This is a genomic window from Arthrobacter sp. UYCu511 (genome assembly GCF_040547105.1).
Taxonomy (GTDB): Bacteria; Actinomycetota; Actinomycetes; order Actinomycetales; family Micrococcaceae; genus Specibacter; species Specibacter psychrochitiniphilus.
Map to the genome: position 1 here is coordinate 28,967 of NZ_JBEPPB010000002.1, position 14,690 is coordinate 43,656.

Below are 14,690 nucleotides of genomic sequence, written 5' to 3' on the forward strand. Positions count from 1 at the left end.
GGGCAACGGTTAACAGGGACAACAATTACCAGGAAGAGCCGCGGTTTTGGCCGCCGCGCTTGCGTGCGCGAACCTCAACGAGGGCCGGGCGCACGTCTGCCAAGTAGACCCCTGCAGCGGTAGCGCCGCCCAAGGTCAGCAGCAACATCATGCCAAGCGGCGGCACCGTCAAGGTCATGATGGGGCCAATGATGTACAGGAACCCAAAGAAACTAGCGCCACCTGTCAGGGCAGCCCAAAACGTCTTAGTCCGCTTGTACACGCGTTCGAAGTCACTGGGCGGGGTGCGCAAGCAATCGGCAAGTGCCCACACTTGAACGCCGAAGGCCAGCAGTCCCAGTGCCACCAGGATGAGGAACTCTAGAAAGTGCATAATGTTTACCACAGACTCAGCTTACAGTCCCGCACCGGGTATTGGCTGTGAGAGCTGGGCCAGCGCCTGATCTAGATCGGCCCAGAGGTCTTCCACATTCTCAATACCAACGCTTAAGCGCAAGAGATTCTGGGGAACAGTATCCGGCTCATTGGCGTGGCGCCGGCGCCTTTCAATGAGCGATTCAACTCCGCCCAGCGAGGTGGCGGGAGTCCACAAGTCCAGCGCCTCCACAACGGCGGTTGCGGCCTCTGCTCCCCCAGCCACTTGAATGCACAAAACAGAACCAAAACCACGCATTTGTGCTTTGGCCCTGACATGACCCGGGTCCGACTCCAGGCCTGGGAACAAAACCTTCTCAACGCCGCTATGCGTGTCCAGACGGCGGGCCAGCTCAAGGGCGCTGGCCTGGGAACGTTCCACCCGCAGCGCCAGAGTCCGCAGGCCCCGCAGCGCCAACCACGCCTCAAAAGGTCCGGCGATGGCTCCATGGATGGAACGGTGATGCAGCAGAGCCTCGCGCAGATCCGGGCGGGAGGTGGCAAGGGCGCCGAGGATGACATCAGAATGGCCGGCCAAGTACTTCGTCACTGAATGCAGAACAATGTCAGAGCCCAGCTCGAGAGGCTTTTGCACCAGCGGAGTGGAGAAGGTGTTATCGGTGACAATGATGGCCCCCACCGCCTGGGCCGAACGGCATAGCAACTCCATATCAGCCACCTCCAGCATGGGGTTGGTGGGGCTCTCCAGCCACAGCATGTCAGCTGCCTTCTCCCCCGCCCCCGTCAACGCCGCGATGACCTCATCATTGTTGGCGATGTCCACGGTACGCAACGTAAACAAGCCCTTCGCAGCCTGTTCCTGCGCCATGACCAGCGCACCCTGGTAGGAGTGGATGGGCATAACGAGAGTGCCGCCTGTGGGGATCAGCGAAAGCGCGGCAGAAGCCGCAGCCAGACCGGAACTGAAAATGAGGGCCGGCAGCGTGGCACCTTCTAGCTGGGACAGTGCCTCCTCCAACGGATCCCAGGTGGGGTTGGAATAGCGCCCGTACGCCCGATCGCCATCGACAACGGTCCCGGTTCCCACATAGGTAGAGGAGAGCATGATCGGCGGATTGACGGGGGCGTCGTGAACGCGTGGGGGGCGCCCTGCCGCCACAACAAGGGTGTCGGGGCGTAGGTGTTCGGGATGGCTGGCAGGCTGGTGCGTCATACTTTCCACACTAGACCGCCTGCGTCACGCTCGCGCACATTGTGACATTAGCCGGGCGGGCCACCTGGCGTGGTGGGCGTGGCGGCTGGCACCGAGCAGGCGGGTGGCGGGCCACCGCCCTGGCGTGGCGGCTGGAGCCGCTGTCCTTGTGGATAAGCTTCCGGTGCCGCAAGGAATCATTCAGCTTGGGCCGGTAGGCTGGTGGGGTGACTGATTCTGCTGCCCCGATGCCGGGCTTATTCATTGCTTTTGAGGGCGGCGACGGTGCTGGAAAATCCACTCAGGCTGCATTGTTAGCCAAGACCCTCTCCCACGCCGGACACACAGTTTTGCGCACCCGTGAGCCAGGCGGCACCCCGGTGGGCGAAAAGCTGCGTTCCCTAGTCCTGGATCACGGCCAAGGTGAAATCGATGCCCGGACCGAGGCATTGATCTTCGCAGCAGCCCGGGCAGCGCACGCGGCTCAAGTCATCATTCCAGCTGTGGCCCGTGGAGAGATAGTACTTAGCGACAGGTATGCGGATTCCTCGATCGCTTACCAAGGTTCCGGGCGCGGACTCGGCACGGCAGCCATCAAGGATCTCAACGATTGGGCTACCGGTGGTCTGTGGCCGGATCTGACCGTCCTGCTGGATGTCTCCCCGACTGCCGGGCGGGAACGGCGCACGGCCGGTGACGCTACTGAAGACCGGATGGAATCAGAACCGGATCATTTCCACGCCGCCATCCGTACCGCCTTTCTTGACTTAGCCGCGGCCAGCCCCGAGCGTTATGTGGTGCTTCCCGCCGGTGGCAGCGTGGATGAGCTTGCCGCATCTGTGGCCCGGCATGTGCAAGATCTGTTGCACAAACGGTCCCGGGCATGAGCGTCTGGGTTGATCTGCAGGGCCAGGACAGTGTGGTCTCGCAGCTGCGGCGTGCCGCCCAGTCTGGCAGCCCCACGCACGCGTGGCTTTTGACGGGCCCGCCGGGCTCAGGGCGCTCAAATGCGGCGCTGGCCTTTGCCGCCGCCCTGGTCTGTGAGCAGTCCGAACTCAACGCCCGCGGCTGCGGTGTGTGCAAGGCCTGCCACACCACCATGGCCGGAACCAACGCCGACGTCACCTTCATCGCCACCGAGAAAACCACGATCACCATTGAGGAAGCCCGCTCGCTGGTCCGCAAGGCCTATGACAGCCCCTCCTCCGCACGGTGGCGGGTCATGATTGTTGGTGACGCCGACCGCATGGCCGAACGCACCACGAACGTCTTGCTCAAGGCCATCGAGGAACCGCCTCCGCGGACCATCTGGATCCTGTGCGCTCCGAGCCCGGCCGATGTCCTTGTGACGATCCGGTCCCGCTGCCGCACCCTGACCTTGCGCCTGCCCCCCGTTGAGGATGTGGCCGCGCTGCTGGTGCGCCGCGACGGTATTGATCCTGCGCTTGCGTTGATCTCCGCCCGCGCCGCGCAAAGCCACATTGGGATTGCTCGGCGCCTCGCCAGAGATCCCGGTGCCCGTGAACGTCGCGATGCCACGGTCCGGCTGCCGCTGAATCTGCGTGACGTCACCACGGCTGTCATGGCGGCCGCTTCTCTGCTGGCGCTGGCCCAGGAAGAAGCCTCTTCCTCCAATGAAGAGCGCGACGCCGGCGAAAAAGCCACGCTGTTGCGCAACCTCGGCGCCCCCGAGACTGGGACGCTGCCACCTCCTTTGCGCGCCCAGGTGCGTGCCTTGGAAGAGGACCAGAAGCGGCGCGCCAAGCGCTCGGTGACGGATCATTTGGACCGGGCGCTGACAGATCTGCTCTCTTTCTACCGGGATGTGCTGGTTCTGCAGCTAGCCGCCCGCGGCGGGAACGGCGCGCTGGCCCAAGGCGTTGAACTCGTCAATGAAGGTCTCAGGGGAGACCTGTTCGCCTTTGCCCAAAACTCCCGTGCGGAAGCCACCCTTGCCCGTATGGATGCCATCAATGCCGTGCGCCACCGGCTCACCACCACCAATGTTGCCCCGCTGCTGGCTCTTGAAGCCATGGCAGTAAGCCTGCTCTAAAACGTGAAGGACTCCCATATGCCTGCCGGAAACCAACGACGGCGACCCCGCCTCCGCCTGTCCCTCACCGCCGCTGCGGCTCTTCTTGGGCTGCTCTTGAGCTCGTGCTCCGTACTGGCGCCAGAACAACCCTCGGTCAGCTCCGCGGATCCGTCAACAGTGGGCGAGGTGCCTGCGGACCTGTTGACCTTTTACGGCCAAACGGTGACCTGGACCTCGTGCAGCGGGGGGTTCCAGTGTGCCGAGGTGAGCGTTCCGATGAATTATGCGGCCCCGAAGAAGGAGGCCATCAACTTATCGGTGATTCGCCTTCCCGCCTCCGGGAAGCGCCAAGGCGCCATGCTGATCAACCCTGGCGGGCCGGGGGGATCCGGTGTGGACATGGTCAAGAACGGCGCCAGTTCCTATTTTTCCGCCAAACTGCGCGGCGCCTATGACGTGGTGGGTTTTGACCCGCGCGGGGTACAACGTTCGGCTCCGGTCAAGTGCCTAAACGATGCTCAGATGGACTCGGCGCGGCAGGAGGAGTTCAACACCAACTCCCCGGCCGGAATCGCCGCGGTGGAGGCGGAGGCGAAACGGCAGAGCAAGCTGTGCCAGCAAAACTCCGGGCCGAGCCTGCCCTACCTGGACACCGTCAGCTCCGCCCGTGACATGGATATCCTCCGTGCCCTGGTGGGAGATACAAAGCTGAACTACATGGGTTTCTCCTACGGCACCAAATTGGGCGCCACCTACGCCGGGTTGTTTCCTTCTCGAGTAGGGCGGCTCTCACTAGACGGCGCCATGGACCCCTCACTAAACATTGATCAGGTCTCGATGGGCCAGGCTGTTGGCTTTGAAAACGCCCTGCGGGCCTGGGCCGCGGAATGCCTGAGCAGCAACGAGTGCCCCGTATCCGGGACTGTGGATGAGGCAATGGCCCAAATTCGGGAGCTCAACGACGTCTACACCGCCACACCCCAACAAACCCCGGAGGGCCGCGTTGTGACCGGAACCGAATTCACCGGGGCCATCGCCTTCGGCATGTACTCAACCGATTTGTGGGCACCTTTGACGGGCGCCTTGAAACAAGCCTTTGCCGGGGACGCCTCGGGCATGCTCATGCTGGCGGACTTCTCTGCGGATAGAGACTCCGATGGCAAGTACAATTCCAACACCGCCGCCGCCTTCACCGCGATCAACTGCCTTGACTACCCCATGAACTCGGATCTGACACACATGCGTGAACAGGCAGAGCTTTTGAAGAAGGCCGCCCCCACCTTTGGGGACTTGCTGAGCTATTCGGGAATGAGTTGCAAATACTGGCCCTTCCCGGCCACGGGTGCGCCCGCGCCGATCACCGCAGCAGGCGCCGGACCCATCTTGGTGGTCGGCACAACGGGCGATCCTGCTACTCCCTATACCTGGGCAGAAGCGTTGGCCAAGCAGCTGGATTCCGGGGTCTTGGTGACGTGGAAAGGCCAAGGCCACACCGCCTACGGCCGTGCCAACGCCTGCCTGACGTCCGTAGTAGATGACTACTTTGTGGACGGCAAGGTACCGAACGCGGGAACGCGCTGCTAACTTTTGCCGCCCGCACCGGCGCGGGCAATCGGGCGGGCGGCGGGACGGGCGGCAGCGCCGATTTTGTACATCCGGCCCGCACCGATTAGAGTAGTTTCTTGTGTTCGGTACTTGATCCCGCAAGGGCCCAAACCAGCACAGGCCTCCATAGCTCAGTTGGTAGAGCGTTTCACTCGTAATGAAAAGGTCAACAGTTCGATTCTGTTTGGAGGCTCCACTAAAACCCCCGGATTCTAAGGAATCTGGGGGTTTTCTGGTTGTGTCCCCACAAATCCCGGGTTTGGACTGTAAACCATGGCTTGAGCCAACCGCTATTCCTTCGCTCCGAGTCCGAGTGCCTGCCGGTAAGAATCGATCCGTGAGAAATGGTCGCTAAGGACATACCTAAACCACCATTTCTCCCGGATGGATGAGGATGCGCCCGGGAAAAGTCCCGTACCCAGCACGCCGGAACCCCGGGCATAAAATGTGCCCATGAGCAGAAAACCTCAACCTCGCCCAACCGCACCCCGGCAGCCGGCGCGTGAACCCGGGCGGGTTCACTGGATGGAATTGTTCTTCGATTTAGTGTTCGTGGCCTTCGTGGGACAGCTGGCCCACGGCATCCACGGCGATCCCGGCTGGGCGGAATTTGGCACCTACGTGCTGCTGTTCTTCCCCGCCTGGTGGGCGTGGGCCAACATTGTCTCGGTAGTGAATCTGCTCCCCGGCCTGACAGCCCGGGTGCTTGGGGTGGCCATGCTGGCTGCCATGGCCGCAGCAGCACTTATGGCGGCAGCCGCCCCGGAAGCCTTTGGCGAGCGGGCATGGGCCTTCTCGCTGGCAAACGCCGCCATGCGCATAGTCCTACTCATTCTGTGGCTGTACCAGCACCGCACATTCTCCACCGATTCGCCGTGGCGGATCTGGGTCTATAACGGCGGAACCGCGGCCCTGTGGCTCATTGCCGCGTTCTTGCCTCTGCCCGCCGCCGTGAGCCTCTGGGCGGTTTCGATCGCCCTTGAAATTCTCATGGTGGCCAACAGCAACCGGATCGGGGCCAACCGGAGCATGGCCGCCATCAACATTGAGCACGCAGGGGAACGGTTGGGCCTGTTTGTGATCATAGTTCTGGGGGAATCGGTGTTTAGCATTGTCAACGAGGCAGCCACCGATTGGAGCCCCAGTACCGGCCTCGTGGCATCCTTGGGTTTCATCATCGTGGCCTTGCTTGGCTGGGCTTTCTTCCAATACGGCATGGGCACGCTGTCCAGCGGCTTGGAACACCTGCGCGAACGGGGCGATCTCATCGGGATCCTGCAAACCACACTGTTCATGCCGTTCGCGCTGGTTCTGGGGGTGACCTCACTCGCCGCAGGCATTGCCACCGCCATCCCGGAACCGTTCAAGCCGCTGCCGCTAGGCGCAACCATCGCCTTGGGCGGCGGGATCGCCCTCTTTTATGCCACCAACGCGGCCGCCTCGCTGCGCTATGGACAACCTCCGCGCACGGTCCTGATCTGGGGCATCCCCGCCGTGGTGCTTGCTCTGGTGGCGGGCCTTCTGGTGGCGCTCACCGGCTACGTTGAAATCACGGCACGGCTTCGGCACAACTGACGTTAGTCCCAGGGAAAGACCACGCCCTCGCCCACCACTTTCAGTGATAGTTCGGTACCAGGACGGGCCAGCATGGCGTTCCAGTGCCTGATGTTGATAATCTCCCCACCAACAGGCTGGTGCGGGTCCGCAGGGTGTTCGGCGTCCACCAAAATGGGTTCCAGCTGTATTCGGACAGTGGTTTCGGGGCCAAAGTAATCGGTGTCCACTACGCGTCCACGGATGGGCCCATTGCTGGAAATGCGGATTTGTTCGGGCCGCAACATCAAATAAACCTTGCCCTGTACCGGTGGGCGGCGCACTGGGATTCCTCCCAGCGAGCACAGCGCCAAGGAACCTTCCATCCATGCCTCAATGATGACGGCGTCGCCAAGAAACTCTGCGGTGGCCCTGTCCGAGGGGCGGGTGTACACCACAAAAGGGCTCCCAATTTGAGCCAACTTGCCATCACGCATCACGGCCACCTGATCGGCGAAACTGAGGGCCTCTGATTGGTCATGGGTGACGAGGATGGTGGTCACCCCGGCCTGTTTGAGCGTTTGTGAGACAGCGCGCCTGGTGGCAACGCGCAATCCCGCGTCGAGGGCACTAAATGGCTCATCCAAGAGCATCAGCTGGGGCTGCCGGGCCAGTGCACGCGCCAAGGCGACACGCTGTTGCTGCCCACCGGAAAGCTGGTGGGGCCGGCGTTTTGCATAGGAGGTGTCCATGGAAACCATCTCCAGCAACTCCCCCACCCGAAGCGCCGCCGCTTTGCCGCGCAAAGGCAGGCCGAAGGCTATATTTGCCCCCACGCTCAAGTGCGGGAACAACGCGCCATCCTGAGCCACATAGCCAACACTTCGCTTATGGGCCGGAAGCCAGGTGGATGGCCCGGCTACTTCTTCCCCGCCCAAGGCTATCCGGCCCGCACTGGGAGAGGCAAAGCCGGCAATGAGCCGAAGAAGTGTGGTTTTGCCAGAGCCCGAAGGTCCCACAATGGCCGTGCTGCGCCCCTGGGCAACATCCAGATTGACCCCTTTGAGGACTTCCGCACCGCCAAAGTTCTTGCGCAGATTAGTGATCTGCAAGTGGTCTGGAGCGTCACTGGCAGCATCAACAAAAGTCAAGCTTTCAGGTGTCCCCGGGGGAGGACCGCCGCGCACATGACGGGCACCGGAGGATTCATTGGGGCGCGGAGTGTTGAAACCGTGGGGGTGGGTGGTCATTGACCGGCCGCCTTCTTGGATTGCACGAACAGTAAATACGTCATGGGTGCTGAAAGCAAGATCATCAATAACGCATACGGGGCAGCACCCACGTAATCGATCTCGCTACTCAATGACCAGAATTGGGTGGCCAATGTGCGGGTACCGTTGGGCGCCAACAGCAGCGTTGCTGTCAGCTCATTGACGATTCCAAGAAATACCAGGGCGGCCCCGCCGGCGGCAGCCGGGGCTGCCAGGCGTAGCGTCACCCGCAAGAAGGCGATCAGCGGCGGTTTCCCCAACGCTTGCGCGGCTTCATCGAGTTCATACGGTGCCTGGGCCAGCCCCGCCCGCAGGTTCACCAACGCCCGCGGCATGAACAGCAGCGCGTAGGCGCCCACAAGCACCAGAGAACTTTGGTAAATGGCAGGCACGTTGTGGACGGTGATGGTCACCAGCGCCAGCGCCACCACAATCCCTGGCATGGAACTGGAAATGTAGTTTGCACCCTCCAAGATCTTACTCATTGGTCCGGGATGACGGACCACCAAATATGCCAGCGGAAAGGCCAACACAATGGTTACCAAGGCGCCCACCGCACCGTACCCCAGGGTGTGCAGCAATGTTGGTAGGAGATCGGGGCGCTGCCAAATAACGGCTCCGCCAGCCACCAGCCACCGTCCCACATGCCACAAGGGGACGCCCAGAGCCAACGCTGTCACACCGGCCAGCAGCAATTGCCCCAGCCCTTGGTAACGCCCTAGTGGCACACGGTGCGGAGTGGATTGCGCGCCTGCGCCCACCCGCGCGTAGCGGGCACGGCCGCGCGTCTTGGATTCTCCTAGTAGCAGCAGGAGGCAAAATATGACCAGTACGCTGGCAAGCATGTTTGCAGCTGCACCGTTGAAGGTTGATTGGAACTGGTCATAGATGGCGGTGGTGAAGGTATCAAAGGCGATCATCGCGAAAGCGCCGTACTCGGCCAGCAAGTGCAGGGACACCAACAGTGCCCCACCCGCCGCGGCTAACCGAAGCTGTGGGAGGATCACACGGAAAAATACTTTCCAGGGGCTAAGTCCCAGAGACGCTGCGGACTGTTCCAACGCTGGATCAAGCCGGCTCAGCACTGCTGCCACAGGAATATAAACCAACGGGAAATAGGACAGTACTGAGATCAGCACACCCCCAAAGATCCCACCCAGCGAGGGAATGGCACTGACCCAGGCATAACTATTGACGAATGCGGGGATGGCCAAAGGCGCTGCCAGAAGCACCGCCCACGCCTTATGTCCGGCCAGGCTGGTACGTTCCACCAACCAGGCCCCGCCCACACCAATGACAACGCACAGCGGCACAGTGATGAGCACCAACAACAGGGTGTTTATTACCAATTCGCCCACCCGTGGGCGGAACACTAGGGCAACAATCGAATCCCACCCAGTGTTGGCGGTGGCAACCACAACAAACCCCAGCGGCAGCAAAGAGAATGCGGCAATCAAAAAACAAAGTACAACAACGGGCCAGGGACCCAGGTGTGAACCCCGGCCCCTGGCCATCTTCGGTGAGATCGTGGCACCCAAGGTGGGTGACGGCGTCGTACTTTGCGCAGAATCCATTGAAACTACAGTAGACCCGCCTGGGTCATCAGATCGCTAACCTTCGCAGAATTCAGTTTCGCCGGGTCGATCTTGGGTGCCTGCAGATCTGCTAGCGGGATCAGCTTGGGGTTGGCCGGGACATCGCTGCCAACCGGGTACTCGAAGCTGGTGCCAGTCTGTAATACCGTTTGGCCGGCCTTGCCCGTGACGAACTCCAAGAATTTCTGAGCACTGTCCTGGTGCTTGCTGGACGCGAGGACGCCACCACCGGAGATGGAGACAAACGCGCCCGGATCTTCGTTCTTGAAGTAGTGCAGAGCCACGTTCTTGGAGTTCTCGCCGGTCTTGGCCTGATCGCCAAACCAGTAGTAGTGGTAGATGACGGCGCCTTCAACCTCTCCTGCGTTGACGGCCTTCATGGCGGTGCTATTGCCCTTGTAAGCCTTGAAGTTTTCCTTCATGGACTTCAACCAGGACAGTGTTGCGTCCTCACCCTTGAGCTCCAGCATGGCGGAGACAATGGCCTGGAAGTCAGCGCCAGACGGCGATGCCGCCCACCGACCCTTCCACGCAGGATCGGCTAAGTCCATGATGGATTTGGGCAGCTGCGCCTCGCTGAGCTTTGTTTTATCGTACGCAAAGACGGTGCTGCGGGCAGCAATTCCTGTCCACTTGTTGGTGGAGGGACGGAACTGCTCCGGAACCTGACCCTGTACGGTCTTGCTGATGTCAGTGAACAACCCTGCGTTTTCCACCTGCGTCATGGCGGGCGAGTTCTCCGTCAGGAAAACATCAGCCGGGGACTTGGCCCCCTCGGCGATGATCTGGTTGCTGAGCTCAAGATCGCTGCCCTGACGCAACGTGACCTTGATACCGGTTTCCTGGGTGAACTGATCAACCCAAGCCTGCGTCAATGATTCGTGCTGGGCGTTGTACACGGTGATGGCATCATCCGCGCCACCGGCTGCTCCGCTGCTTTGCGCCGGAGACGTGGTGCCGCCGCAGGCGGCAAGGGCGAGGATGGATGCTCCCGCAACGGCCGTGAGGGCGGATTTGCGCAGCATGGTCAGGGTGGGCCAAGTCTTCATAGGGCAGCCTTTCGGCGGTTGAAATAAATAGCTTAGATAACTCGATCGTAATCCACCAGAGGGCAGGCTATCCTCACTTCACCCCAATTATGACGCAGCTCATACATTTTTTATAACTTCTTCCGGGACAGCGCGTAGGATTCCCGAAGCTATGGCTAGGACGTTGCCTGCTTGTGCAACAGCTCCCCGGCCCGCTCCACGTGCCGGGCCACAATTGCCGCCTTAAGTTCCACGCCGGACGCCTCCCCCACACCCAGCCGCACCAGAGCAAGAGCCTCGGCAGCGGCCGCCAGGGCATTTCCGGAGCGGGAGAGCTCGCGGTGCACATCATTGAGGTAGCCGCCAGTGCCGAGCGGGACTTCCATGCCATCACTGGGAGCCGTGCGCTGGGCTTCCATGACGATCCCATGGACTATGGGCAGCAAATCCGCAAGATTGTTGGCCACCACAACCATGGCCTGATACGTGCCCTCGGAGCACACCGGGGATGGCGCAGGGCCGCTGGCCGGACCACTGGCTTTGGCAGCTCCTTCAGCACCAGCGGCACCAGCAGCACCAGCGGCTTCTAAGCCTTCAAGCATTTGGTGAAAACGGTCCAGCCCGCGCCGGAAGCGGTCGTGGTCGCGGCGCCAGACGCCTTTGCCGAGCTCGGCGTCGTCGCGCTTGGCCTGGCGGGAGGCACCAAAGAGTCCTTTGAGCATGCTAGAGGTACTGCCCCGGCCCGCCTGCGTCGGGGCCTCCCAAAGCGGCGCCTTCCGGCCGGGCACTGGCCGGCATGCCACGGCCCGCTGGTGCACGCTGGGGCTCACCGTTCTCGCCCACAATGACACCGGGGGCGATCATGGTACCCGGCGGCAGCTGGTGCATGGCAAGGCGGGCAGCCGTTTGCTGGTTCGCCATGGCTTGGGCTGCCAGCGCGGTCTGAATGCCGTGGAACACCCCTTCCAGCCAGCCAACTAGCTGTGCTTGGGCAATGCGCAGCTCAGCGTCAGATGGCGTGACGTTGTCCGTAAAAGGCAGGCTCAGCCGGTGCAGTTCCGCGATGAGTTCCGGGGCCATGCCATCTTCCAGCTCGGCAATGGACGCTTGGTGAATTTCTGCCAGACGGACCCGCGCGGCGTCATCAAGCGGGGCACTCTTGACTTCATCCAGGAGCTGTTTGACCATGGTGCCAATACGCATGACCTTGGCTGGCTGGTCCACCAGCTCCGCTATATTGCTCTGATTCTTGGCTGCCTTGGATTCCTGCTCCGCAGGGCTGTCCACTCCAGGGCCATTTGCTCCCTGGCTGCCACCGGCATCCGCGGTGTTCACCAAAACTGTGCCTTCGGCCGCGTCGTCAGGGGCCGGGATCTGCGCCTTTTCACTCATAGTGCCAGTCTCTCACGGCCGCACAAGGGCCTCACCCGTGGAGGGCGTGCCAAAGTCAGAGCCACCCACCGGCGAGGGCGGGCCAACGTGGCGAGGGCGGGTGAAATTTCACCCGACCTCGCCACGTTGGCACACTCTCACAGAGCGCTTAGCAGCAGCGGCCCTCCGGGTTGGTGTCCTGGCGCTGGTTCTTATCTCGCCAGAATTCCTTCACGCTCAGGGCAGGGGCCTCGCAGCGTGTGGCGCGGTGGTGCTCAAGGTAGCGCTCGTAGGCGTCCGCCCCGAGAACTCCCGTGAAGTACTTGTTCACGGCTGCCAACATTTCCGCCGCCCGGCGCAGGGTTTCCATGCCTAGTGTCCCTGCCGTGCCGGCTGCTTACCGGACTCAGACCACTCCTTGAGCAGTGCCTTCTCTGCCGCGGTGGGCACCATGCCCGCCGGTGCGAAGATCTTTGAAGCAATGGCTGGGTCCTCCATGCTGGGACCGCCACCAGCACGGACGGAACGGACGGTGATCAGGACGGCTGTGGTGATCACGATGATGGAAAGCAACACAAAAATGATGGACAGCGTGCCCTGGACCGCGGTGTTGCGGACCACGGCTTCCATGGCTTCCACAGTTTTCGCATTTCCTAGGCTCGTCTTGCCAGCTGCCAGTGCTTCCTTGTACGCCTGGTGCTGAGCCCAGTAGCCTACGCCCGGAACAGTGGAGAAGATCTTTTGGTAGGACGCCACAACTGTCACAACGGTCACAAATGCCAAGGGGGCGATGATAATCCACAGGTACTTCATGCGGGTGTTCTTGGCGACAATGGTCAAACAGACGGCCAGGGCTATGGCTGCCAGCAACTGGTTGGCGATGCCGAATAGCGGGAACAAGGTGTTGATGCCGCCGAGTGGGTCCGAGACGCCCATGATCAAGATGGCTCCCCAGCCTGCCACCATGATGGCGGTGGTGATCCAGATACCCGGACGCCACGAGTTGTCCTTGAACTTCGGGGCAAAGTTGCCAATGGAGTCCTGCAGCATGAAGCGGGCCACGCGGGTTCCGGCGTCCACTGCGGTAAGGATGAACAAAGCCTCAAACATGATGGCGAAGTGGTACCAGAAGCTCATCATGGCCTGCCCGCCGGCCACCTGCTGCATGATGTGCGCCAAGCCCACAGCCAAGGTGGGTGCACCGCCGGTGCGCGAAACGATCGACTCTTCACCGACGTCGGCCGCGGTTTGTGCAAGCAGAGCCGGGTCAAGGCTCACACCGGTCAGGCCCAGCGAGTTCACAAAAGCTGCCGCGCCCTCAATGGTGCCACCGGTGGCACCTGCGGAGGCGTTCATGGCGAAGTAAATACCGCGGTCAATGGACAGTGCGGCCACAAGTGCCATGATGGCCACGAAGGATTCCATGAGCATGCCGCCGTAACCGATGAAGCGGGCCTGGCGTTCCTTCTCGATCAGCTTAGGGGTGGTGCCGGAGGCGATCAGTGCATGGAAACCGGAGAGGGCACCACAGGCGATGGTGACAAAGAGGAACGGGAACAGCGAGCCGGAGAACACCGGGCCGTCGGAGCGGGAAGCAAATTCGCTAAAGGCAGGGACGTTGATGGTGGGACGGACCAGCACAATGGAGCCGGCCAGCATCACAATGGTGCCGATCTTCATGAACGTGGAGAGGTAGTCGCGAGGAGCCAGCAACAGCCAGACAGGCAGGATGGCAGCGATGAAACCGTAAATGATGATTGCCCAGGCCAAGGTGGTGCGGTCCAGACTGAAGGTCTCGGCACCCCATTCAGTGGCTGCCACCATGCCGCCGCCAATAATGGCGGCCATCAACAAAACGAAGCCGATGAGGGAAACTTCCATGATTTTCCCCGGGCGCAGGTAGCGCAGGTAAACACCCATGAACAGGGCGATCGGGATGGTCATGGAGACCGAGAACACGCCCCACGGGGATTCGCCCAGGGCGTTGACAACCACCAATGCCAGAATCGCAACAATGATGATCATGATCAACAAGGTGGCGATCAGTGCGGCCGTGCCGCCAATGAGACCCAGCTCTTCCCGAGCCATCTGGCCCAAGGAGCGTCCGCCACGGCGCATGGAGAAGAACAAGACAACATAATCCTGGACGGCGCCGGCAAAAACCACGCCGAGGATGATCCAGATGGTGCCCGGCAGGTAGCCCATTTGGGCGGCCAGAATGGGTCCCACCAGAGGCCCTGCTCCGGCGATCGCGGCAAAGTGGTGGCCGAACAGAACGTTACGGTCGGTAGCAACGTAGTCCTTGCCATCGGCCTTGTATTCGGCCGGGGTTGCCCGCTTGTCATTGGGCCGCAGCAGATACTTCTCAATGACCTTGGAGTAGAAGCGGTACGCAATCAGGTAGGTGGACACTGCGGCGAACACGAACCAGATGGCGTTGACAGTTTCCCCGCGCACCACGGCCAGAACCACCCAAGCCACCCCGCCCAGCAGCGCAATCGCGGACCAGATGGCGATCTTCAGCGGTGTCCACTTGTGGGCTTGCGCATCCTTGACCAAATCCACCGCCACGGGTGGAAGCTGTGGATCTTGGACTAAAAGATCCCCTGGATCGGCTGGTGCGTTTGGCGATACTGGCATGCTGCTCTCCTTTGAGTCTGTCTAAAACCTTCAATAAGTTACCAA

General features: G+C 61.5%; 14 protein-coding genes and 1 tRNA gene. 5 read left to right on the forward strand and 10 right to left on the reverse strand.

The window, feature by feature from the left end:
* Window positions 1-25: 25 nt before the first annotated feature.
* Both ABIB48_RS03460 and ABIB48_RS03465 read right to left on the reverse strand, forming a co-directional pair.
* Entirely contained in the window at window positions 26-385 is a 360-nt protein-coding gene (locus ABIB48_RS03460) for a DUF2516 family protein (RefSeq protein WP_245932051.1), read from the reverse strand.
* Between the two features lie 9 nt (window positions 386-394).
* Complete coding sequence (locus ABIB48_RS03465) at window positions 395-1,588, reverse strand: trans-sulfuration enzyme family protein (protein WP_354212083.1); 1,194 nt, start codon at window positions 1,586-1,588, stop codon at window positions 395-397.
* 227 nt (window positions 1,589-1,815) lie between these two features.
* On the opposite strand from ABIB48_RS03465, the gene tmk reads away from it, so the two are divergent.
* The 4 genes from tmk to ABIB48_RS03485 all read left to right on the forward strand — a co-directional run bounded on the left by tmk (window position 1,816) and on the right by ABIB48_RS03485 (window position 5,403).
* Window positions 1,816-2,454: a dTMP kinase gene (gene tmk / locus ABIB48_RS03470; protein ID WP_110105317.1), complete on the forward strand. Its 639-nt coding sequence runs from the start codon at window positions 1,816-1,818 to the stop codon at window positions 2,452-2,454.
* Window positions 2,451-3,620, forward strand: a complete 1,170-nt coding sequence (locus tag ABIB48_RS03475) for a DNA polymerase III subunit delta' (protein ID WP_110104983.1) — start codon at window positions 2,451-2,453, stop codon at window positions 3,618-3,620. The genes tmk and ABIB48_RS03475 overlap by 4 nt, the downstream gene beginning before the upstream one ends.
* 18 nt (window positions 3,621-3,638) lie before the next feature.
* Window positions 3,639-5,186, forward strand: coding sequence for an alpha/beta hydrolase (locus ABIB48_RS03480; protein ID WP_354212085.1), 1,548 nt, complete (start codon window positions 3,639-3,641; stop codon window positions 5,184-5,186).
* Window positions 5,187-5,327: 141 nt separating this feature from the next.
* Window positions 5,328-5,403: transfer RNA gene (locus ABIB48_RS03485), tRNA-Thr, on the forward strand.
* 94 nt (window positions 5,404-5,497) lie between these two features.
* On the opposite strand, the gene ABIB48_RS03490 is transcribed toward ABIB48_RS03485, so the two are convergent.
* Window positions 5,498-5,662: a hypothetical protein gene (locus ABIB48_RS03490; RefSeq protein ID WP_354212087.1), complete on the reverse strand. Its 165-nt coding sequence runs from the start codon at window positions 5,660-5,662 to the stop codon at window positions 5,498-5,500.
* Between ABIB48_RS03490 and ABIB48_RS03495 the strand changes: the two genes are divergently transcribed.
* The gene (locus ABIB48_RS03495; RefSeq protein ID WP_354212089.1) at window positions 5,661-6,782 is read left to right on the forward strand and encodes a low temperature requirement protein A; all 1,122 of its coding nucleotides are present in this window, start codon (window positions 5,661-5,663) and stop codon (window positions 6,780-6,782) included. The two genes, ABIB48_RS03490 and ABIB48_RS03495, sit on opposite strands and share 2 nt — an antisense overlap.
* Window positions 6,783-6,784: 2 nt before the next feature.
* Here ABIB48_RS03495 and ABIB48_RS03500 read toward each other — a convergent pair whose 3' ends face one another.
* The 7 genes from ABIB48_RS03500 to ABIB48_RS03530 form a co-directional block, all read right to left on the reverse strand.
* Complete coding sequence (locus tag ABIB48_RS03500) at window positions 6,785-7,990, reverse strand: ABC transporter ATP-binding protein (RefSeq protein ID WP_110104986.1); 1,206 nt, start codon at window positions 7,988-7,990, stop codon at window positions 6,785-6,787.
* The gene (locus tag ABIB48_RS03505) at window positions 7,987-9,585 is read right to left on the reverse strand and encodes an ABC transporter permease (RefSeq protein WP_502914098.1); all 1,599 of its coding nucleotides are present in this window, start codon (window positions 9,583-9,585) and stop codon (window positions 7,987-7,989) included. Before ABIB48_RS03505 ends, ABIB48_RS03500 begins: the two co-directional genes overlap by 4 nt.
* A 5-nt stretch (window positions 9,586-9,590) precedes the next feature.
* Window positions 9,591-10,655, reverse strand: coding sequence for an iron ABC transporter substrate-binding protein (locus ABIB48_RS03510; protein ID WP_315914091.1), 1,065 nt, complete (start codon window positions 10,653-10,655; stop codon window positions 9,591-9,593).
* Between the two features lie 155 nt (window positions 10,656-10,810).
* Entirely contained in the window at window positions 10,811-11,356 is a 546-nt protein-coding gene (locus tag ABIB48_RS03515) for a hypothetical protein (protein ID WP_354212092.1), read from the reverse strand.
* Between the two features lies 1 nt (window position 11,357).
* Complete coding sequence (locus ABIB48_RS03520; RefSeq protein ID WP_110104988.1) at window positions 11,358-12,026, reverse strand: bacterial proteasome activator family protein; 669 nt, start codon at window positions 12,024-12,026, stop codon at window positions 11,358-11,360.
* A gap of 148 nt (window positions 12,027-12,174) precedes the next feature.
* Window positions 12,175-12,375 (reverse strand): YbdD/YjiX family protein, encoded by a 201-nt coding sequence (locus tag ABIB48_RS03525; RefSeq protein ID WP_354212094.1) that lies wholly within the window; start codon window positions 12,373-12,375, stop codon window positions 12,175-12,177.
* Window positions 12,376-12,377: 2 nt separating this feature from the next.
* On the reverse strand, window positions 12,378-14,645 hold the full coding sequence (locus ABIB48_RS03530) for a carbon starvation CstA family protein (protein WP_110104990.1): 2,268 nt from the start codon (window positions 14,643-14,645) through the stop codon (window positions 12,378-12,380).
* Between the last annotated feature and the right edge of the window lie 45 nt (window positions 14,646-14,690).

What these genes read in the sequence shown, in the direction of transcription:
- ABIB48_RS03465 (WP_354212083.1), bottom strand. Translation starts at nt 1,588, where the DNA reads ATGACGCACCAGCCTGCCAGCCATCCCGAACACCTACGCCCCGACACC.
- tmk (WP_110105317.1), top strand. Translation starts at nt 1,816, where the DNA reads ATGCCGGGCTTATTCATTGCTTTTGAGGGCGGCGACGGTGCTGGAAAA.
- ABIB48_RS03475 (WP_110104983.1), top strand. Translation starts at nt 2,451, where the DNA reads ATGAGCGTCTGGGTTGATCTGCAGGGCCAGGACAGTGTGGTCTCGCAG.
- ABIB48_RS03480 (WP_354212085.1), top strand. Translation starts at nt 3,639, where the DNA reads ATGCCTGCCGGAAACCAACGACGGCGACCCCGCCTCCGCCTGTCCCTC.
- ABIB48_RS03495 (WP_354212089.1), top strand. Translation starts at nt 5,661, where the DNA reads ATGAGCAGAAAACCTCAACCTCGCCCAACCGCACCCCGGCAGCCGGCG.
- ABIB48_RS03490 (WP_354212087.1), bottom strand. Translation starts at nt 5,662, where the DNA reads ATGGGCACATTTTATGCCCGGGGTTCCGGCGTGCTGGGTACGGGACTT.
- ABIB48_RS03500 (WP_110104986.1), bottom strand. Translation starts at nt 7,990, where the DNA reads ATGACCACCCACCCCCACGGTTTCAACACTCCGCGCCCCAATGAATCC.
- ABIB48_RS03505 (WP_502914098.1), bottom strand. Translation starts at nt 9,585, where the DNA reads ATGGATTCTGCGCAAAGTACGACGCCGTCACCCACCTTGGGTGCCACG.
- ABIB48_RS03510 (WP_315914091.1), bottom strand. Translation starts at nt 10,655, where the DNA reads ATGAAGACTTGGCCCACCCTGACCATGCTGCGCAAATCCGCCCTCACG.
- ABIB48_RS03515 (WP_354212092.1), bottom strand. Translation starts at nt 11,356, where the DNA reads ATGCTCAAAGGACTCTTTGGTGCCTCCCGCCAGGCCAAGCGCGACGAC.
- ABIB48_RS03520 (WP_110104988.1), bottom strand. Translation starts at nt 12,026, where the DNA reads ATGAGTGAAAAGGCGCAGATCCCGGCCCCTGACGACGCGGCCGAAGGC.
- ABIB48_RS03525 (WP_354212094.1), bottom strand. Translation starts at nt 12,375, where the DNA reads ATGGAAACCCTGCGCCGGGCGGCGGAAATGTTGGCAGCCGTGAACAAG.
- ABIB48_RS03530 (WP_110104990.1), bottom strand. Translation starts at nt 14,645, where the DNA reads ATGCCAGTATCGCCAAACGCACCAGCCGATCCAGGGGATCTTTTAGTC.